The sequence below is a fragment of the Psychrobacter lutiphocae DSM 21542 genome, assembly GCF_000382145.1.
In the GTDB taxonomy this organism is placed as follows: Bacteria; Pseudomonadota; Gammaproteobacteria; order Pseudomonadales; family Moraxellaceae; genus Psychrobacter; species Psychrobacter lutiphocae.
This window is the reverse complement of record NZ_KB907632.1, coordinates 47,844-66,104: the sequence shown is the minus strand read 5'-3', so window position 1 is coordinate 66,104 and position 18,261 is coordinate 47,844. Positions and strand designations below refer to the sequence as shown.

The window sequence follows — 18,261 nt, the reverse complement described above, 5'->3', positions numbered from 1 at the left end:
ATGATGAATTTATTTCGTAATCTATGGAAAAGTCATTTGTCGTTAGCCACTGTCATCTTAACGGGTGCTCTTTTGGTTGGCTGTGCTGATCTTAATAATGATGCTGATGAGGTGAATGAAACTACTGAGACTAACATTGAGGAGGCTGAACTATCACAAAGCATAGATATAACAGGATTGGCTCAGACTCAGCATATCGTGATTAACAATACTGCTGAACCTGAGTCGCTGGATCCTCATAAGATATCTGCCATACCTGAAGGTAATGTTATTCGCCAAATGTTTATTGGCTTAGTCGAAACGGATAGGGATGGTAAACTTATTCCTGGTATGGCGAAAAGCTGGAAAAGTGCTGATAATAAAGTATGGATCTTTAAGCTGCGTAACGCTAATTGGTCAAATGGCGATCCTGTCACTGCCGAAGACTTTGTTTATAGCTGGCGACGATTGATAGACCCTAAGACAGCAGCACCTTATGCCAGCTATTTAGTGGATGCCAAGGTAGCTGGTGCTGAAGCTATTTTGACTGGCGCTGTACCAGCAGATAGCTTGGGTGTTGAAGCACTTGATGCGAAGACTCTAAAAGTGACTCTGACCGAGCCTGTGCCTTATTTTCCAGAGATGTTGATTTATATCGCTACCAAGCCAGTACCACAAAAGGTCATTGCTCAGTATGGCAATCAGTGGACAGCACCTGAAAATATCGTGGTCAATGGCCCTTATACGCTTAGCGAGTGGCTGGTGAATGATAAAATAGTATTGACCCGCAATCCCAATTACTTTGATAATGCCAATACTTACATTGAACAGATTACCTTGCTACCGCTAACCTCATTGACCACAGGTATTGCCCGTTATCGTGCAGGCGAAGTAGATGTCATTAGCGATGTACCCTTAGATCAATTTGAGACGCTCAAAACAGAACTGGGTGATGAGATGCAAGTCATTCCCAGATTATGCACTTATTACTACAAATACAATACAGCAAAGCCACCCTTTAATGATGTGCGTGTGCGCCGAGCGTTAGCGCTTGCGTTAGATAGAGATATCATAACCAATAAGGTAATGGGTCAAGGTGAAACACCGGCCTATCAACTGACACCGCCAATTACTTATGGAATAGAAAGCTATACGCCACAGTGGAAAAACTGGAGCAAGCAGAAGCGAATTGATTACGCTAATAAGCTACTCAATGATGCTGGTTACAATCAACATAATCCACTAGAATTTGAACTGTTATACAACACCAGTGATAATCACAAAAAGATAGCCATCGCGTTTAGTCTATTAATAAAAGAGGCGTTTGGTGACAAGGTGATGGCGATAACCTTGGTGAATAAGGAATGGAAGACTTACTTGGACATACGCCGTAACGGGAAGTATGATATTGCCCGTTCTAGTTGGTGTGGCGATTATAACGAGCCATCTTCTTTTTTAAATACATTAAAGACGGGTAATAGTAACAATCACGGTAAGTACTCTAGTCCGCAGTTTGATAGCCTTATGACGCAAACTTTGGGTGAGGGTGTTACTGTCAATCAGCGTGCTAAGCTATATCAGCAAGCAGAGGCTCAGTTAGATGCTGATATGCCGAATTTGAATATATTTCACTATGTTGGGGTGCGTTTGGTTAAGCCACACGTGGTGGGATTTTCACAGCAAGATCCGTTGGATATGTGGCAAGCTAAAGACTTAGCAATTGTTCAGCCTTAATAGTATTGTATCAATTATCAAAAATGACAACTAAAAAACCAATAAATATTTTGTATCTAAACACAAGACGTTACTGATAACAGAGGGTTTATGTTAAAGCTTATCGTACGGCGGATATTGGAAGCGATTCCGACCATGTTTATTTTGATTACGGTGTCATTTTTTATCATGCGCTTAGCGCCTGGTAGCCCTTTTAGTGGTGAGCGCAGCTTTTCACCCGCAGTGATGGCCAATATCGAAGCCAAATATCATCTAAATGACCCCATCTGGTTGCAATATATCAATTACTTAAAGCAATTGATGGTCGGTGATTTTGGTCCTTCTTTTATGTACAAAGACTATACGGTCAATGAGCTATTAGCGCAGTCACTTCCAGTATCAATAGAGCTTGGAGTTTATGCTTTTGTGTTGGCGTTAGTGCTGGGACTGGTTTTTGGTATTGTTGCCGCCTTAAAGCAAAACTCATGGATAGACTATATCGTGATGGCGTTTGCCAATATCGGGGTGGTGATTCCTAGCTTTGTGAAAGCGCCGCTGCTCGTACTTATCTTTGCCATTACCTTAAAGTGGCTGCCTGGTGGTGGCTGGAATGATGGCGCACTGCCGAACTTAATCCTGCCGGTTACCGCCTTAGCCTTGGCTTACACTGCCAGTATTGCCCGTATCATGCGTGGCTCGATGATTGAGGTGATGAACAGCCAATTTATCCGTACTGCCCGAGCCAAAGGCTTGCCGATGCAGCGCATTGTGTTCAAGCATGCGTTGCGTCCTGCCTTGTTGCCTGTCATTTCTTACTTAGGCCCTGCGTTTGTGGGCATTATTACTGGATCGATCGTCATTGAAACTATTTTTGGTCTGCCCGGTATCGGTCAATTATTTGTCAACGGTGCGTTAAACCGTGACTATGGCATGGTGCTGAGTTTGACAATTTTGGTCGGGGTGTTGACCATCGCGTTTAACGCTGTTGTCGATATTTTATACGCTGTGATTGATCCACAGATTAAGTACTAATCGTTAAAAGTACTAAGTATTCAATGTTTATGAAAGACAAGGATAATTATGAGTGCACTCACTGATAAGCCCATAGATCTAGTCGCACCAACCGAAGCTGCAGTCAAAGGGCGTAGCTTATGGCAAGATGCTTGGCGCCGTTTTTACAAAAACAAAGCCGCCATTGCCAGCTTGGTGATATTGTTTTTGGTGACCTTATTTGTCATCTTTGTGCCTATGTTCGCCCCCTTTGGCTATGCCGATACCGACTGGGGTTACATGCAGGGTGCGCCGTCATTTGATAATAAGCACTACTTTGGTACCGACTCGCTTGGGCGTGATTTGTTGGTGCGTACCGCAATCGGTGGTCGTATTTCCTTGTTAGTGGGTATTGCTGGAGCGACGGTGGCGGTATTGTTCGGCACTGTCTATGGTGCTACCTCTGGTTATTTGGGCGGTAAAATTGATGCGGTGATGATGCGCTTTTTGGAAATTTTAAACGCCTTTCCGTTTATGTTCTTTGTCATCTTATTGGTCACCATTTTTGGTCGTAACTTGATGCTTATCTTTATCGCCATTGGTTTGGTGTCTTGGCTAGATGTGGCACGTATTGTGCGTGGTCAGACCTTAAGCTTAAAGAGCAAAGAGTTTATCGAAGCGGCGCATGTTGGCGGGGTGTCTGGCTTTAATATCATCATGCGTCATATTGTGCCAAACGTGTTAGGCGTGGTGGTGGTTTATGCCTCGCTGTTGGTGCCAAGCATGATTTTGTTTGAATCTTTTTTAAGTTTCTTAGGTTTGGGTGTGCAAGAGCCGATGACCAGCTGGGGTGCGCTATTGCAAGAAGGGTCGCAGACGATGCAGGTTGCACCGTGGCAGATTTTGATTCCTTCTGTATTTTTGGTCGTGACTTTATTTTGTTTTAACTTTATTGGTGATGGTCTGCGTGATGCGTTTGATCCAAAAGACCGTTAGGTTTTGGGGCAATAGAGGTTTTACAACAATAGACAACTTATAACCGCACCCGTAATCGATAGCTAATGAGCCACAACAACATAGCCAAATAGCCAAGATAGAGACAACCTTTATGAGTAATGTACAGGACACGATAAACACGAGCAGTATAGAAAATATTGAGACTACTGCTTTACTGCAAGTCAAAGACCTATCGGTACAATTTAGTACAGAAGAGGGGCTGGTGACTGAGGTAAACGGGCTAAACTTTAACCTGCATCAAGGCGAGACCTTAGGCATTGTCGGTGAGTCTGGCTCAGGCAAATCACAAACTGCCTTTGCCATTATGGGGTTACTTGCCAAAAATGGTCAGACCAAAGGCTCGGTATTATTTGAAGGGCGTGAGCTGTTAGGCTTGCCCGAAAAAGAGCTTAATAAGCTGCGTGCTGAGCAGGTATCAATGATCTTCCAAGATCCGATGACCTCGTTAAACCCGTATATGAAAATCGGCGATCAACTGGCCGAAGTGCTTATCTTGCACAAAGGCATGAGCAAAAAGGACGCTTGGGAAGAGGCGATAAAAATGCTCGATGCGGTTAAGATTCCAGAAGCACGTAAGCGTATTGGCATGTATCCGCACGAGTTCTCAGGTGGTATGCGTCAGCGGGTGATGATTGCGATGGCGCTCTTGTGTCGCCCCAAGCTACTGATTGCCGATGAGCCTACCACAGCGCTGGATGTGACGGTACAAGCACAAATCATGACTTTAATGAATGAGCTAAAGCGTGACTTTGGCACCACCATTATTATGATTACCCACGACTTAGGGGTGGTGGCCGGTATCTGTGATCGGGTATTGGTGATGTATGCTGGGCGCACCATGGCGTATGGCGAAACGGAAGACATCTTTTATAACCCCACCCATCCGTATACCAAAGGGTTACTGCGTGCCATTCCACGATTAGACAACACCAGTGGTAAGCTGCAAACCATTCCTGGCAGTCCGCCAAACCTGCTTAATCTACCAAAGGGTTGTCCCTTTGTTGAGCGTTGTGTGTATGCAATGGACATCTGCCGTGATGTGCCACCACCGTTAGAATTTTTGTCTAATAATCGCCAACGTGCGTGTCACTGGAAACCAGATGAGGTGGCAAAAGTTGAGCCGCAAGATGCACCAACCGTTGTGACCAAGCAGGAGGGATAACGCCATGATACCTAGCAATAGCAATAGCAATAGCAATAGCAATCCAATCCATTCAGGCTCTGACACCCCTTTGCTGCAAGTCAAAGAGGTGGTGACCAGCTTTGATATTAAGCAAAAAGGCAGTTACTTTTGGCAAAAGCCGGCTACCTTAAAGGCAGTCAATGGCGTTTCTTTTGATCTATTCGCTGGTGAAACGCTCGGCGTGGTCGGTGAGTCAGGCTGTGGTAAATCGACCTTGGCACGTACCATTATTGGTCTGGTTAAAGCCCGCTCTGGTAGCATTAAATTTAACGGCGAAGAGCTGGTAGGTAGCAGTAAAAAGCAAATGCGTCTTAAGCGCAAAGACATTCAAATGATCTTCCAAGATCCACTGGCGTCACTCAATCCACGCATGACAGTGGGCGATATCATTGCCGAGCCACTGCGCACCTATTATCCAAAGATGGCTAAGTCTGAAGTGGACGCCCAAGTACGGGAGATGATGGAGAAGGTGGGGCTGCTGGCAAACCAAGTCAACCGTTATCCGCATGAATTCTCTGGTGGTCAGTGTCAGCGCATTGGTATTGCCCGAGCACTGATTTTAAGACCCAAGTTAATTATTTGTGATGAGCCAGTGTCTGCACTCGACGTATCGATTCAAGCGCAAGTGATTAACCTGCTGCAAGACGTGCAACAAGAGATGGGGTTGGCTCTGATCTTTATTGCCCATGACTTGTCTGTGGTCAAGCACATCTCTGATCGGGTGCTGGTGATGTATTTGGGTAATGCAGTCGAGCTGGGTAAGGGCGGTGCCATTTATGGGCAGCCCACTCATCCTTATACCAAGGCTTTGATGTCAGCGGTGCCGATTCCAGACCCTGAGATTGAGCGCAATAAAACCATTGAACTGTTAGAAGGTGATTTACCAAGTCCAATCAATCCACCTTCTGGCTGTGTATTCCGTACCCGCTGCCCGATTGCCGATGAGGGCTGCGCTCAAACCAAACCAAAGCTTGAGGGGACTGCTGAACACCAAGTTGCTTGTTTAAAGAACAAGGTCGCAGACATACATGAGGTGGCTTAGCAAATATAGATTGCGACTAGTTTGACTATGCCGTAAGATTTAGGCATCTATTTTCATCAAGTTTCATTAAATTTAATCAAGCTTCATAAGGACATGATATGCAGTTAAACCATCAACAGCCACAAAACAAAGGTTCAGATTTTTTTAAAGCTAATGCTAAGGGTTTGGTGTTAGTTAGTGTGGTAGCTACCATGCTGGGGATATCTAGTTGTGCCACTTCTGAGCTATTAAACTCTGGTACCACCACAAGCACTGCCAGCACTAAGCAAGTGTTGGTTGAAGATCAATTGGTTGCCTTTGGTCGTCCTGCGACTGCGTTGCCAAATATGCCGGCAAGTAGTGTGGTCATTGTCGGTGAAAAACAAAGCTATGTGTTAAGCCAAGGCGGACCTGAGATGGTGCAACTATTGACCAACTTAACCCCTCAAAACATTCGTGTTGAAAATGACATGACCTTTTATTCGCCCAACAATGATGGTCACTTTCAGGGTGAGATGAAGCTGTCTTATGCCAAGCTCAAAGATGAGTTTCAGCGCAAAGATTACCAGTTTTTCTTGCAAAGTGGTGGTAAGGAATGTACGGATGCCAGTGATGCTCGTATTGAAGCACAGCGCTTTTGCTTTACCATTCCGATCAAAGGTGGTGTCTATCCAGCAGTCAGTAACTTGAGTCTGATACAACAAAAGTATAATGCCTTAACCAAGCCTTATCCAGTGTCTATTTATACCAAGACAGAGACCACTAAGACTAGCCAAAATGGGACGTCCACTGCGGGTAAACTGGTGTTGTTACCCTTTGCTTTAGCCTTTGATGTGGTCACTTTCCCATTCCAGTTATTGGATGCGGCAAGCCAATAGTTAGTTAGGTTTAGCTCAACAGATTTATCCAACTTAAAATGGCTTATACAGTATAAAAATAGCATTAAATATTTTAGGCAGAAACTCTAGTCTCCTATTTTAAAAGTTATGATTGTTTAAGTTAAATTTACTTTAGTAAATACTCTGTTTAGTAAGGTAAATTTTAGCTAGCTCTTAAAATTAACTTATATGTTTGAAGCGGTTCAACAGTAAATAACTTATCCTGTTACATTGGTCTTCTTAATGGGTCTAAACCTGCCCTTTAAATTAATATTTTAAAGATTGCCCTTAGCTAAACTATTGAATAATGCTATTATTAACTCTCGTTTGCAAATCGTAAGTCCATAGCATTAGAGGATTTATAAGTATTTTTTGTTTGACAAGGGGATATAATGCAATTATTAAAAAAAGGGCTAGTGGCGCTATTGGCTATAACAGTAATGGGCTGTACTACTCCCAACTCCTTCACGATTGCTACAACTGAAAAGTTATTACAGCATGAGCTAAATAGTTCGGGCTTAGAGCTAAAATCTTTTGAGCTATCGTCAGGGGACACCCTAGTCTATGCCGACAACAATAACACTTCTGGTAAGCCTTTATTATTAGTGCATGGTTTTGGCGGTAATATTCATAATTTTGCCCGTATTGCCGAAGAGTTTAGTGAATATCACGTCATCATCCCAGATTTACTGGGGTTTGGTGACTCTGATAAGCCGATGGACAAAGATTATCGAGCGGATGCTCAAGCCAAGAGATTGCACGAGCTGGTGACTGCCAATGGCATGGCGACCAACCTACATATTGGTGGTAACTCTATGGGCGGCTCTATCGCGGTAGCTTATGCGGCCTTGTATCCAGAAGAGGTGGCTAGTGTTTGGCTGATTGATAGTGCAGGATTTTGGTCAGTTGGTGTACCCAAATCATTGGAAGGCGCAACCCTTGATAATAATCCACTATTAATTAGTAGCTATGATGATTTTGATAGACTAACTGACTTGGTCATGTATGATCCACCTTACATTCCGACGACAGTAAAAGCGGTATTAGCGCAGCAGAGAATAGAAAACAGAGCGTTAGAGTCCAAGATTCTGGCACAAATCATCGAGGATAGTGTGGAAGAAAAGGCAAAGATCATCGCTCAATATAACATTCCGACCCTAGTAACATGGGGAGAGGAGGATAGTGTTATTAAACCTGAGACGGCAGCTTATATCAAAACGATTATTCCACAAGCAAAAGTCATTATGATGCCAAAAGTAGGGCATGTGCCTGTACTCGAGGCGGTAAAAAGCTCTGCTGAAGATTATAAAAACTTTCGTCAGAGTATAAAATAGAAGGTATAAATAGAAGGTATAAATTAAAAGAGTTTTTATTATAAACGCATATTTAATTGAGCCAATAATATCACTGAGCTGGTGTTTTATTCAAAAAAATAGATATATGGATGCATGTGGTTTTTATTACTCAAACTACACCTACCACTAATAGTGGGACAAGCACTGTGGGTAAATTGGTGTTGTTACCTTTTGCATTGGCGTTTGATGCGGTTATAGTCACGGCCATATAAAAGATTTGCAGCGTTAACCTCGTTTAGCCTACTTCAGTAGTACTTGCACTCGGTTGCCTTGTAACTCATTTATCTGACTACAACTATACTTTTCCATTCCAACTGTAAGATGCTGTCGATAATTAAGTGGTCGTTGGGTGTATCTTAGGCTCTAGACTGTGATAATAGAAAAATCACTGCTTGTTAGGCAGTGATTTTTCTATTTATCGTCATGGAAGTGAATACGGCTAAGGATATGAGTTTGAATCAAGTAGGCGCACACATAAGCGCTAGGCCAAGCGAATACGAATGATGTGCGCCATGAGCGCAAAAGATCATTAAAGAATATCTCACTATAACCATCTTTTAATAAAATTAATGCAGTTGAAATAATTAACGACATTAACAGCGCCATCAATCCAGTAAAGATTAAACGCTGATATTTACGATGAATCCGAACATGAGTTGTAGTGGCTGTTCTGGTTGTCATAGTAATGTATTTATCCTTTTCCTTTTATTTTATTTGGTTAATATCATGATATTATCTGTGTTATTTTCCTAGGATCTGTTGAACATTTATCTCATGTGTTTAATAGCGATGTATCTTATTTATATTATCAATTTTCAAAATGAGGACACGGCCTAGTCTTACGATGATTTTTTCTATTATTAAGCATACCTCATTTGTTGATTCTAATAAAATGAATATTGTCAATAATAGTGTTTATGGTTTTCGATTGTTCGTAATTTATGAACAACAATACAGTCATATCTTTAATATACTCACTATCTAGTTATCTGGTAGATTAATATCAGTAAGTGGTAATAATTATGGTTGCAACTACCGACAACAAGTCATAAAACTTATTATCCTATCAGCAACATAAACCCAGACTCAAAGGAATTTGTTATGGCTAAAAACGCACTACAAGCTCAGCTATTAAAAGCTGGATTGGTAGACAGCAAAAAAGCGAAAAAACTCACCAAGCAGGCAGAGCATGCCAAACGTACTGGTCAAGCACCCGATGCTGACATCAAGAAGGCAGTGGCTGAAGCACAAGCTGAGAAGTTAAAAAGAGACCAACAGCTTAATCAGCAACGACAACAGGCGCTAGAAGAAAAAACGCTGAGAGCCAACATCGTACAAATGATTCAACAGCATCAGATTACTGACACCCAAGGCGAGATTGAATATCGCTTTGTCGATGACAGTAAGATTAAAAAGATAAATATTACCCAAAAGCTGTTTGACCAAATTGTCGCTGGTCATGTCAGTATCGCTCGCTTAGAAGAGGGCTACGCCTTGCTACCACGCCCATTGGCAGATCGAATTAATGAAAAGCTGGAAGGCTTCATCGTGGAATCTAATGACAAAGCAGAAGATGAGCCAGCAGAAGATGATCCGTATGCACAGTACGTGATCCCTGATGACTTGATGTGGTAACTCAAGATGTTACACAGCGCATACAGTGACCCCTTGAGTTACTAGGTGGATTTGCTATTATCAAGGTAAGTTTTTTGTTTTTATTAAATTTTGTATTAATCACAGCTAATGTTTTATGCCAATATCACTTAATGGCTATTACCCCTGTTTCACGTGAAACACTGTAAAAATTAAACTAAGTCGTGAATGAAGTAGTAAGCAAATTAACTAACCACCCAAGGAGTTGAAAATGGCTAAGAAGTCAGAAATAAAAGCGCTAAAAAAAGAACTTGAAAAAGACATCAAGATTGCGAAAAAGAAGCTAAAAAAAGAGATTGCTGAGAAGAAGCAAGATCTTAAAGAGTTAAAGAACGAGCTTAAAAAAGATAAGAAGAAGTCTAAGAAGGGTAAAAAGCAAGATAGCAAGAAAAACAAAAAACAGGATAAGAAAAAAGACTCTAAGCAAAAAAAACAGGATAAAAAGAAGAAGTAGTCTAGTTTTTATCAAAGTGTGCTAGCGTTATCCTAATTGCGCTATTCTAATAACAGGTTGCACTGCTGTCCTACATCAACAGATGCTAGGTAAAATAACTAGATATAGCACAAAAGATACACTAATACAAAAAAGAAAGTGACTAAAAAGAGGAGGGTATAGGCTCTCCTCTTCTTGATTATTAAGGTATATTGAACACTCATCACACGTCTTATACCTTTTCTAAAAACAACCTATCTTTGTCAAACTCGCTAAATCTACTACTTGTAGCGTTTGCACTCGTTTTCCTCGATATCTTAATTTTCAGATTTGGTATTAATACTTCATATGTTAATCTAAGATAGCAATCTAGGGCGTGTCTTCATTTTGAAAATGGTGATAACAATAAGACAAACCTTTTCCACGAAGATGACTGTTCAACAGACTCTAGAGATATTATTAATAGGACTTACGCAAAAATACGATTTCAAGGCTTTAAAAGCGACTGGTTATTATTTATGGAGCGTCTGGCTCTACCTTCAGAGGATTCACAAATGATTACCAGTTGCCATAATATCTACCCGTGCATAAGTCCTATTTAATCTTAGCGATAAAAGCGTAACCATTTATCCTCAATACGATGATATTTAAGCATGATGATATCGCTCAAGTAGTTATTGGTGACAATCCAAGGGTAGCGATCCCCCTGTTTGGGCAATACATTTTGCGCACGGCGTATATAGCCTGCGGTGAGTGTATCCATGACTGTATAAGGTTGCCTAGTCACGTGTTCACCATCGGTGGCTGTCGCTTGAGGTACGGCTGTGGTGTAGCCATAATAGTGCATGTGGCGTAGCAGTCGGGTTATATAGCCACAAGCAAGGTCTATTTTCAAGGTCCAAGAAGCATTGGTATAACCAAATAACACCGCTAGATTGGGTGCATCATCTACCATCACCGCTTTGTAAGTCATACGCTCACTGACTTTGCGCTCATCACCATCGATAATGACTTGAGCACCACCTAGCATTTGTAGCTTAAGCCCAGTCGCTGTAACGATAATATCGGCAGGTAGAAGGTGACCAGATTTAAGTTGGATACCCTCTTTTGTAAAGCGATCGATATGGTCGGTGATAATCTCTGCATGGCCTGTATGTAGCGCCTTAAACAAATCGCCATCAGGGACAGCGCACAAGCGCTCATCCCATGGGTTGTAGTCTGGGATAAAGTGCTTGAGCTGTACACCGCTACCAGCCAGCTCTTTTTTGGCTTTGGTTATGATGCCTTTTTTGAGCGTATTGGGTGCTATTTTTGCCAATTGATAGATGCCTTGCTGGAATAAGATATTGCGGCCACGTACCAAGCGATAAGCAATCTTTGGATTTAGCTTAAAGCGGGTGGTTAAGATATCGACACTAGGGTCTTCACTGGGCACACTGCCGATATAAGTCGGGGTGCGTTGGAGCATGGTGACGTGAGCAGCGGCTTGAGTCTCTGTGCTGTTTGGATCAATCAAGGGCTTAATAAGCGCTGGCAATAGGGTTACCGCTGTGGCGCCACTACCAATGACCACCACACGTTTGCTTTGATAATCAATTTTGTCATCCCAATGCTGTGGATGCACTATCTGACCTGTGAAATCATCTTGTCCTTTAAATTGAGGCTGATAACCTTGGTCATAATCATAATAGCCAGTAGCACCCACTACAAAGCGGGCGCTGATTTTGCGCTGTTTGCCTGTTGTGACCTCTTCTAAAGTGGCCGTCCAATACTGATCTTTGCTTGACCAGTCCAAGCGAATGACCTTGGTGTCAAACTGAATTAACCTATCAATTGCTTCATCCTGTGCTGTTTGTTCAAGGTATTGCTTAATTGAGGCAGCGTCTGCCAAGGTCTTGTTTCCTATCCAAGGTCGATGGGCAAAGCCAAAAGTAGTCATGTCAGAGTCAGAGCGAATGCCTGGATATTTAAATAAATCCCAAGTGCCGCCTATGGCGTTACGTTTTTCGACAATTTTAACCCGTCCTTTTTTAATGGACTGACTAAGTAATTTGTCACGCTGGATATGGCTTGCCATAGCTATCCCCGAGATACCTGCGCCAATAATTAAAATATCCAGTTGCGGCGACTTACCTCCTATAAAAGGCAGTTTTGGCTTTATTTTACGAAGCTTAGCGACAGCTCGCCTAGGTAGATTAGGGAGGCGTGGTAGTTGCGGGAGCTTTTGACGTAAAGAGATATGAGGGATATTGCCCTTGGTGGTGGATTTGTGGCGTCTATGTAGAGATAACATGACTCGTCCTTGATAAGCTACTTGGAGATTGTCCCTTAGTTTACCAACGATAGCCGAGATAAGGTAGTTTTTGTTTCTAAGAATAGAGCCATTCATCCAACGGTTATAATTATTGGGTCAATAGTTTTTTACCCTCATGCCATAGCATAAATAGAAGTCCAATCAAAACAACCAATCCCACACTTAAAAAGCTTTGGCTACTGTAATTCTTGATGAAAGAGACATAATATACAAAATATAAGTAACCCAACATCATTATGAACACTGGCAGTAAAGCCATAGAGCTCTTTAGCTTATTAGAATTATAGCCTAACAACTGGTCCGTTCTGGTTTTTAATTGTTCGTCCGTAAAACGAGTATTCAAGCCAGTTAATGTTTTTGGAATTTTTATAGCTAACATCACAATGGAGACAATGAATATGGATGCCAGTACCCAATCAATAGCGCTGAAAAATCTTTCGTGAGTTATGGGTTTATAGAAAAAATGCGCTATTATCAAAAGGTGTATTAACCCTGCGGAAATTCCAAGAATTTTTGCAAGTGATTCGATCTCCTTTGTTATCTTCTTTAGATCAAGATGATCACTATTTGACATAGGGCTACCTTGAGTTTTTAGCTTATCTTTTTTGGGCTTATTTTATTAAAAATGAATAATAACTATTCTCATTTGTAAATCATATCATAATTTAGATTAGTAAAAACAACTATTTATTCAAATAAAAACGACTTATCTACGGCTGATTTAACAGTTCAAAGCCTGAGTGAATCACCGTTACAATACAGCTTTAAGTTAAGTCTAGGTCTATTATAAACCTACACATTGGTATATTTACTTGCCTCCGGTATCCATTGGTGAATCAGTTGGGTGACTTCCGTCTTGCGTGAGTCATCATTAATCAAGCGTTTTGCCAAGTGACTGGCTATCATTAATAAGTTCTCATCTCGGGTTAAATCCGATACATAATAGCCCACATTACCAGTTTGGCGTTTGCCTAATAGCTCGCCGGGACCACGCAGTTGCAAGTCTTTTTGGGCTATGACAAAGCCGTCATTACTATCTCTGAGTACGTTTAGGCGCTCAATACCCGTCTCGGATAATGGCGTTTGGTACAGCAATACACAAAAGCTTTTGGTCGAGCCACGGCCAACCCGCCCACGCAGCTGATGCAGCTGTGATAAGCCCAAACGTTCGGCATTTTCAATGACCATGAGTGAGGCATTGGGCACATCAACGCCAACCTCAATCACTGTGGTGGCTACCAATAAATCGAGTTCTGCATTTTTAAAGGCAGCCATTATCTGTTGCTTTTCTTTCGACTTCATTTTGCCATGCACCATGCCGATGCGAATGTCTAAGCGGGCACTTAAATCTGCATAGGTTGCTTCTGCAGCTTGAGCATTTAAGGTGCTTGAGTCATCGACCAATGGACAGACCCAGTAGGCTTGTTTACCCTTTTTACAGTTGGCGGCAATGCGCTCGATGACTTCATCACGACGAGCACGGTCAATGGTGACTGTGGTAATCGGAGTACGTCCTGGCGGAAGTTCATCAATAATGGAAGTATCCATGTCGCCATAGGCACTCATCGCTAGCGTACGTGGAATAGGGGTGGCGGTCATAATCAGCTGATGCGGTGTGCTGTCGGCGACTCCTTTGTCGGTTAATGCCATACGCTGCTCAACCCCAAAGCGGTGCTGCTCATCAATAATGGCCAAGCCCAATTTGGCAAACACCACCGATTCTTGAAAAAGAGCGTGCGTGCCGACCACGACTTGTACTTCATTTTCAGCCACTGCTTCCAGAGCTTCACGGCGCTGTTTGGCGGTTTGCTTACCAGCAAGCCAGCCGACCCCAATGCCTAGTGGCTCAAACCACGCTTTAAAGTTAATCAGATGCTGCTCAGCTAAGATTTCTGTGGGTGCCATGACAGCTACTTGCCAGCCACTGTCGAGGGCATAACAGGCCGCCAATGCTGCCACTAAGGTTTTACCAGCGCCAACATCGCCTTGCACCAGTCGCAACATGGGAATGGAGGTTGCCATATCGCTGGTGATTTCTTTCACCACTCTGTCTTGCGCATTGGTTAAGCTAAACGGTAGGTTATCAAGTAGCTGCTTAGCCAACGGACTGTCACTGTCACACTTAGGCGCCTTGTGCTGATGTAGCTGCTTGCGGCGATACAGCATGCTTAGTTGATGCGCAGTCAGCTCTTCGACAATCAAACGCTGGCAGGCAGGATGGGTGCGCTCTTTTAATTGCTCAAGCTGCGCTACTTGCAAGCTGATGTCGGTGTGCATCGGCGGGGTGTGAATTAAGGTCAGCGCTTCAAATAAGGTTAGATTCTGCCAACTGGGAGCATGGTGAGAAGTTGGCTGTACGCTCTGTTGTTGCGCAGTTGTGCTTGGCTGACTTGGCTGAATAGACAGGCCATAACTGTTGGTCGGCAGTGGCGCTGGCAAGTGATTGATAGCCTCCCAGTCTGAGGCATTAAACACACTGAGCGGTAGGCCTTGCTGATAGATGGTTTGTAGTGCCAACTTAACTAAGGTGCGCAGCTTGTTTTGATGTAAGCCTTTAACGATGGGATAAATGGGCTGCAACCCAGTATTGACCACAGGTGCTCCAGGGGCAATGACGTTATATTCAGGATGCGCCATTTGGATGCCATAACGGCTGTATTTGACCTCACCAAACACACGTAATTGGGTGCCTAAGGTCATGGTTTGCGCCAAGCTGGCATAGACTTTAAAAAAGCGCAATTGAATGGCGCCGGTGGCATCTTCAACCACCACTGTCATACCACTGCGTTTGTTATCGACAAAGGTAACTTGCCCTTCAATTAATGCAGATTGACCATCTTGTAAGTCGCGAATATTCACCAAGCGACTGCGATCTTCATAGTCTCTTGGTAGGTGTAATAACAGCTCAAATAAACGAGTGATGCCCAGTTGCTCAAGCTGGCCTTCAATTTTGCTACCGACACCTGCCAGCACGTTGACTGGCAGATCAACGGCGCTGGCAGGTGGCTTTGAGTGAAGTGCAGCATGTGGATGAGCAGTATGGGGCATAGTGAGCCTCTTGGTGAACAGTAAGTGTCGACAAATGGGGTGTGAGTAAATCATCTGGTTAACAAATAACAGCGTGAATGTTAGTAAATAATAGCGTGAATGCTAGTTAATGTGAACGTCGCTTATCATTTGCTGACTAGCGCTTTATCTTTGCGTCTATTGTTTATACTATATCAGCTTTAAGATTTTTTGCGGTTAGGCTGTTATGATACGCCTATCAAATTTGAATTATAAAATATAAATAGGGAAAAGCCCTAAATAGTTATTGGAGCTATCATGCGAGCCACCACCCAACATCTTCAAAAGCGACTCAATACGCCAACAGCATCTGAGCAGGTTTCACGTCTGCCTATTGGTCTAGCGGTAATAGTGGCTTGGCTATCTGGTGCGATGTTTATGTTGTCGCTGGCACCTTATGGCTATTGGATTATTGCCTTGTTATCACCGGCCTTATTATATGCGCTATTGCTAGCACCCATGTCCAATAAGCGGGCTTTTATCATTGGTGAAGCCTACGGTATGGGGCTGTGGTGTGTCGGAGCATTTTGGCTATATACCTCCATTCATGAGTACGGCTATGTGTCTGTGCCTTTATCTTTATTGGCGATTGCGGTGATGGGGCTTGGCATGGGGCTGTTCCATGCTTTTTTAGCATTGATATTTAACCGCTTTGTGGGTAAGCAGCCGTTGGCATTTGCTGCGCTTTGGGTGCTGCAAGAGTGGCTAAAAACTTGGCTATTTACTGGTTTTCCTTGGCTATTCGTTGGTTATGCATTTACTGAGCAATACTGGCTGTCATCGTTAGCACCAGTGGCTGGCGTATTTGCGATATCTTTTGTGGCGGTATTATTAGCAGCAAGTTTGGTAGAGGCATTTCGCAAGCAGGCCGGCTATTTGCTGGTGTCTGCCTTATTGTTGGCGGTGAGTATTGGTCTATGGCTTATAAACCCTGCTTGGACTCAGCCAAAAGCAAACAGCAAAAATTTAACGGTTTCGCTGATTCAAGGCAATATCCCACAAGACTTAAAATGGCTAACTGAGTATCAGTATAAAACGTTAGAAATCTACGCCAACTTAACCAGCAACCAGTGGGATCAAGATATTATTGTTTGGCCTGAGTCTTCTATTCCGATGTTTCAGACCGAGGCGTGGGATTTTATTGCTGAGGTAGATCGGATTGCCAAGCTGACCAATACTGTGTGGCTGACTGGCGTACCGTACAAAGACGATACTGCTTATGACCCAGAAACTGACAAATACACCCCCTTTTATAACAGCGTATTGGCATTGGGTGCAGAAGCAAATGGCATCTATAAAAAGCAGCGCTTGGTACCTTTTGGAGAGTATATTCCACTAGAAGGGGCGCTCGACTTGTTTCCTAAGCTGGCAGGGAGCCCAGATATTTTAAGTTATAGTCGTGGTGATGCCAATCAGTCACCACTTCAAGTCAAGGGTCACAATCTAGGCGCAGCTGTATGTTATGAGGTCGCCTATCCAGATACCACCCGCCGTAATGCAAAAGGCACTGACTTTTTATTAACCATTTCTAATGATGCATGGTTTGGGACGTCCGCTGGCCCGCTGCAACATCTACAAATGGTGCAAATGCGCTCTTTAGAAACCGGTCGTTGGTTTTTGCGTGCCACCAATACAGGCGTGACCGCCATTATTGACCATAAAGGTCGTATTGTGCAGCGTGCGCCACAGTTTGAGCGTACGGTATTGCGCGGTGAAGTGCAGTCACGCACAGGGATGACCCCTTATGTGCGCTTTGGTAATTATCCGATTTTAATATTTATTGGTTTATTATTGTTATTAAGTGTATTGGCAAAACGGGGTGCAAAGCATAGGTAGACTATTGAATTAACAGGTTAAACTTAAACAGGTAAGCAACTGTTTTATTAAAAATGTACTGTTAATCCACAAATAGGATATGGCGTTTTCACAAAATGTAGCAAATTGCGATATAATAGCAAAAAATGTAACAGGTTCTTGGGCGAGTAACCCGTACAGAGCCACACTCTTTTAACTTTTATTGATTGTCAAAGTTGGCTAAGACAGCGATCTGCTAATCACGCATTAATATGAAGATTGCGATGCCATTTTGAGCTAATTTTGACACCACTAAACTATACGGATAGGTGACCTATGGCAGATGCAAGCCAAAATAAACCGAAGAAAGAATTTACCTACGCACTGATTGGCACAGTTGTTTTTTTGGCCCTCGTTCTTCTGATTGCTATTTCTGCTTTCTTACGCCCAGCAGGCAGTCATGTTGAGCCTGAATCTGCCGTAGAAGAGGTAACAGAAGTCGCAGAAGAGGCAACAGCAGAAGCATCTGAAGCGCCTACCACAGAAGAAGCTGCGGCAGAAGAAATGGTAGCAGAAGCAGGTGCTGCAAATGATATGGATATTGCCGAAGTCGTTGCAGACAATGCAGACTCTAGTAGCGCTCAAGCCACTGCAGCAGCGGTCGAAGCCACTACGGAAGTTACTGCTGATGCCGCAGATGATACTGTTGAAGTAGAGGTGGCAGATGAAGCTACTGAAGAAGAAATAGCTCAGTAGTTTTAGGTTTGGTTATTAGTTGTCTAATACGCAAGCTGGCTGTTGCTGCTTGCAACCAGCCACGTAGTCGCGTTAGTCAGTTGTTAATACAGGTTTATTATCAGCTTCT

The 18,261-nt window shown here is 43.0% G+C and carries 15 protein-coding genes; 11 read left to right on the top strand and 4 right to left on the bottom strand.

Annotated elements, in window-relative coordinates; all coding sequences use genetic code 11:
- From H140_RS0105850 to H140_RS0105820, 7 genes are all read left to right on the top strand, one after another.
- Nucleotides 1-1,713, top strand: coding sequence for an ABC transporter substrate-binding protein (locus H140_RS0105850; protein WP_406947560.1), 1,713 nt, complete (start codon nt 1-3; stop codon nt 1,711-1,713).
- 90 nt (nt 1,714-1,803) lie between these two features.
- Nucleotides 1,804-2,724, top strand: coding sequence for an oligopeptide ABC transporter permease OppB (oppB, locus tag H140_RS0105845; protein WP_026348876.1), 921 nt, complete (start codon nt 1,804-1,806; stop codon nt 2,722-2,724).
- A gap of 48 nt (nt 2,725-2,772) precedes the next feature.
- Nucleotides 2,773-3,678 carry an oligopeptide ABC transporter permease OppC gene (gene oppC, locus H140_RS0105840; RefSeq protein ID WP_019672728.1) on the top strand — a complete coding sequence of 302 codons (906 nt, stop codon included), beginning with the start codon at nt 2,773-2,775 and terminating at the stop codon, nt 3,676-3,678.
- 112 nt (nt 3,679-3,790) lie between these two features.
- Nucleotides 3,791-4,861, top strand: a complete 1,071-nt coding sequence (gene oppD, locus H140_RS0105835) for an oligopeptide ABC transporter ATP-binding protein OppD (RefSeq protein ID WP_019672727.1) — start codon at nt 3,791-3,793, stop codon at nt 4,859-4,861.
- 4 nt (nt 4,862-4,865) lie between these two features.
- Complete coding sequence (gene oppF, locus H140_RS0105830) at nt 4,866-5,924, top strand: murein tripeptide/oligopeptide ABC transporter ATP binding protein OppF (RefSeq protein WP_019672726.1); 1,059 nt, start codon at nt 4,866-4,868, stop codon at nt 5,922-5,924.
- 98 nt (nt 5,925-6,022) lie between these two features.
- Nucleotides 6,023-6,781 (top strand): YidX family protein, encoded by a 759-nt coding sequence (locus H140_RS0105825; RefSeq protein ID WP_019672725.1) that lies wholly within the window; start codon nt 6,023-6,025, stop codon nt 6,779-6,781.
- A gap of 392 nt (nt 6,782-7,173) precedes the next feature.
- Nucleotides 7,174-8,115, top strand: a complete 942-nt coding sequence (locus H140_RS0105820) for an alpha/beta fold hydrolase (RefSeq protein WP_019672724.1) — start codon at nt 7,174-7,176, stop codon at nt 8,113-8,115.
- 432 nt (nt 8,116-8,547) lie between these two features.
- Here H140_RS0105820 and H140_RS0105810 read toward each other — a convergent pair whose 3' ends face one another.
- Complete coding sequence (locus H140_RS0105810; RefSeq protein WP_019672722.1) at nt 8,548-8,817, bottom strand: DUF2798 domain-containing protein; 270 nt, start codon at nt 8,815-8,817, stop codon at nt 8,548-8,550.
- Between the two features lie 420 nt (nt 8,818-9,237).
- Between H140_RS0105810 and H140_RS0105805 the strand changes: the two genes are divergently transcribed.
- Both H140_RS0105805 and H140_RS14070 read left to right on the top strand, forming a co-directional pair.
- Nucleotides 9,238-9,771: a DUF2058 domain-containing protein gene (locus H140_RS0105805; protein ID WP_019672721.1), complete on the top strand. Its 534-nt coding sequence runs from the start codon at nt 9,238-9,240 to the stop codon at nt 9,769-9,771.
- A gap of 229 nt (nt 9,772-10,000) precedes the next feature.
- Nucleotides 10,001-10,243: a hypothetical protein gene (locus H140_RS14070; protein WP_019672720.1), complete on the top strand. Its 243-nt coding sequence runs from the start codon at nt 10,001-10,003 to the stop codon at nt 10,241-10,243.
- Nucleotides 10,244-10,826: 583 nt separating this feature from the next.
- Here H140_RS14070 and H140_RS0105795 read toward each other — a convergent pair.
- From H140_RS0105795 to recG, 3 genes are all read right to left on the bottom strand, one after another.
- Entirely contained in the window at nt 10,827-12,515 is a 1,689-nt protein-coding gene (locus tag H140_RS0105795) for a flavin-containing monooxygenase (protein WP_019672719.1), read from the bottom strand.
- Between the two features lie 109 nt (nt 12,516-12,624).
- Nucleotides 12,625-13,110: a hypothetical protein gene (locus tag H140_RS0105790; RefSeq protein ID WP_019672718.1), complete on the bottom strand. Its 486-nt coding sequence runs from the start codon at nt 13,108-13,110 to the stop codon at nt 12,625-12,627.
- A gap of 218 nt (nt 13,111-13,328) precedes the next feature.
- Nucleotides 13,329-15,584, bottom strand: coding sequence for an ATP-dependent DNA helicase RecG (gene recG, locus H140_RS0105785; RefSeq protein WP_019672717.1), 2,256 nt, complete (start codon nt 15,582-15,584; stop codon nt 13,329-13,331).
- Between the two features lie 276 nt (nt 15,585-15,860).
- On the opposite strand from recG, the gene lnt reads away from it, so the two are divergent.
- Entirely contained in the window at nt 15,861-17,438 is a 1,578-nt protein-coding gene (lnt, locus tag H140_RS0105780) for an apolipoprotein N-acyltransferase (protein WP_019672716.1), read from the top strand.
- Nucleotides 17,439-17,732: 294 nt separating this feature from the next.
- Nucleotides 17,733-18,152 (top strand): hypothetical protein, encoded by a 420-nt coding sequence (locus H140_RS16215; protein WP_019672715.1) that lies wholly within the window; start codon nt 17,733-17,735, stop codon nt 18,150-18,152.
- The last annotated feature ends 109 nt before the right edge of the window (nt 18,153-18,261 follow it).